Genomic DNA, 2836 nt, shown 5'->3' with positions numbered 1-2836 from the left:
TCCTCCCGCAGGACCTCAGCGCGCAGGAGCTCGACACCGGCATCCGCTGGGTCAAGGCCCAGCCCGTCCGCTTCGACAGCCCCGTCACCCTGCCGGACACGGCCTCCGTCGCCCACGCCCTCGCGCTCGTCACCCCCACCCCGGGTCAAGCGATCATTGTGATGAACGCGGCCGAGGAGATCGTGGGCATCGTCCCCGCCGTCGCCCTCCCCGGGGTCCCCGCGGACACCCCCATCGCCCAGATCGCGGCCCGGGAGTGGCTCTCCCTGAACGCCGAGCAACTCGACACCCCCCGGGCCGCCTTCGACGCCCTCGCCGCGGCGGACGTGGACTTCGCGCCCGTCCTCGACCACGGCCGCCTCGTCGGGAGCCTGAACCGCGACAGCGCCCTGCGCGCCGTCCTCTACGCGCCCCACACCGACGCGGACGGCCGGCTCGCGATCGCCGCGGCCATCGGCATCAACGGCGACCCCGTGCAGCGGGCCACCGCCCTCGCCGAAGCCGGGGTCGACGTGCTCGTGCTCGACACCGCACACGGGCACCAGAACAGCATGCTCGCGGCCATCGAGGCAGTCGCCGACCAGGGGCTCGGCGTGCCCATCGTCGCCGGCAACGTCGTCACCGGCCAGGCCGTGCGCGACCTCGTCTCCGCGGGCGCCGACATCGTGAAGGTCGGCGTCGGCCCCGGGGCCATGTGCACGACCCGGATGATGACCGGCGTTGGTCGCCCCCAGCTGTCCGCCGTGCTGGATACCGCGGCGGTTGCCGCCAAGGCCGGCGTCGGCGTCTGGGCCGACGGCGGCATCTCGCACCCCCGCGACGTCGCCCTCGCGCTCGCCGCCGGGGCCACGAGCGTCATGATCGGCTCCTGGTTCACGGGCACCCTGGAGTCCCCGGGGGAGCTGCGCTTCGGGCCGGACGGCTCCGCGTATAAGACGAACTTCGGCATGGCCTCTGAGGCCGCGGTGCGCGCCCGCTTCGCGCGCCTGGACCCCTTCGAGCGCGCGAAGAAACTGCTCTTCTCCGAGGGCATCAGCGAGAGCCGGATCGCGGTCGACCCGCAACACCCCTCCGTGGAGGACGTGATCGACCGGATCGTCGCCGGGGTGCGCAGCGCCTGCACCTACGCCGGGGCGCGAACCCTGACCGAGTTCCGCGACCGGGCCGTCTACGGTGTGCAGTCGGCCTCCGGCTACGCCGAGGGGCAGGCGAAGGCGATCATCGGCTCGGTGACCGGGTAGCCACGGGTGCGCGATGACCGGGGGAGGGGCGACACGCGGTCGATCCGCGGCAAGCCGTGAGAATGCTCGGAAGCGGGGATGGCCTCGGCCCGATCTTGGTATAGTTTGTGCAACTATGGACGACCCTCCTCCTGAACGCGCGGTGCCCCGGCACCGCCCCCTGACCATCCACCAGCCGATGCACTGCGCCGCGCCCGTCGAACGGAGCCGGCGATGAACGACTGGATCCTCCTCGGCATCGGCCTCGTGCTCACCGTCGGCACCGGATTCTTCGTCGCCGCCGAGTTCGCGCTCGTCGGCCTCGACCGGAACGAGCTGGAGCGCCGCCGCGAACGCGGCGAGACCGGCCTCGACCGCGTCATCTCCGGGCTGACCCGCACCTCGACCCACCTGTCGAGCGCGCAGCTGGGCATCACGCTCACCACGCTGCTCGCCGGGTACACGCTCGAGCCGTCCATCAGCCGCTTCTTCGACGCGCCGCTCGGCGCGCTCGGGGTGCCCCCGGAGCTGCGCCGCCTGATCTCGGCCCCGCTCGCGGTGATCATCGCGACCCTGCTGTCCATGATCGTGGGCGAGCTGGTGCCCAAGAACTGGGCGCTGTCCCGGCCGCTGAGCGCGGCCCGCTTCGTGATGCCCTTCCAGGCGGCCTTCACCGCCGTCTTCAAACCCGTCGTCCTGTTGCTGAACAACAGCGCGAACGGGGTGCTCCGCGCCGTGGGCATCGAGCCAAAGGAGGAGCTCTCTGGCGCGCGCAGCGCCGAGGAGCTGTCCTCGCTCGTGCGCCGCTCGGCGAGCGCGGGGATGCTGGAGGTGGACACCGCCACGCTCCTGGACCGCACCCTGCGCTTCAGCGAGCACACCGCGGCCGACGTGATGACGCCCCGGATGCGGATGGAGACCATCCAGAAGTCCGAGCCCGCCCAGGCGGTGCTCGACCTCACCAGCCGGAGCGGCTTCTCCCGCTTCCCCGTCATCGACGAGGACCAGGACGACGTCGTCGGCGTCGTGCACGTGAAGCAGGCCGTCTCGGTGCCGCGCGCCAAGCGCGGCGAGGTCCCGGTCGCCGCCCTGCAGGAGGACGCGATCCGCGTCCCCGAGACCATGCGCCTCGACCTCCTCCTGGAGGAGCTGCGCGGCACCGGCTTCCAGCTCGCCATCGTGATCGACGAGTACGGCGGCACCGCCGGGATGGTCACGCTGGAGGACCTGGTCGAAGAGCTCGTTGGCGAGGTCGCCGATGAGCACGACCGCGCGCACGCCGGGGTCGTCGGCGGCGCCGACTCCCTCACCTTCCCCGCCTCGCTCCGCCCGGACGAGGCGCTCAGCCAGGCCGGGATTCAGGTGCCGGACAACGGGGCCTACGACACGGTCGCTGGCTTCGTGATCAGCGAGCTGGGCCGCCTGCCCGCCGTCGGCGACGAGGTGCCCATCGAGGGCGGCTCGCTCACCGTGACCCGGATGGACGGCCGCCGAATCGAACGACTGCGGTTTACCGCGGCAGCTCCCCAGGAGGTGAGCGGAGATGAGTGATTGGGCCGGAATTGCCTGGCTGGTGGTCCTGCTGCTGGCGAACGCCTTCTTCGTCGGCGCTGAGT

The 2836-nt window shown here is 72.0% G+C and carries 2 protein-coding genes; both read left to right on the top strand.

What is annotated here, in order from left to right; genetic code table 11:
• Positions 1-1241 (top strand): GuaB1 family IMP dehydrogenase-related protein (locus OOT08_RS06030; RefSeq protein WP_325091685.1); only part of this gene is annotated, 1241 nt, incomplete at its 5' end.
• A 213-nt stretch (positions 1242-1454) separates the two neighbouring features.
• Positions 1455-2771 carry a hemolysin family protein gene (locus OOT08_RS06025; RefSeq protein ID WP_325091684.1) on the top strand — a complete coding sequence of 439 codons (1317 nt, stop codon included), beginning with the start codon at positions 1455-1457 and terminating at the stop codon, positions 2769-2771.
• The last annotated feature ends 65 nt before the right edge of the window (positions 2772-2836 follow it).

The organism is Leucobacter sp. M11 (genome assembly GCF_035726885.1).
Taxonomy (GTDB): Bacteria; Actinomycetota; Actinomycetes; order Actinomycetales; family Microbacteriaceae; genus JAPFRB01.
Note: the sequence above shows the minus strand (reverse complement) of the source record. Positions and strands in the feature narration are given on the sequence as shown.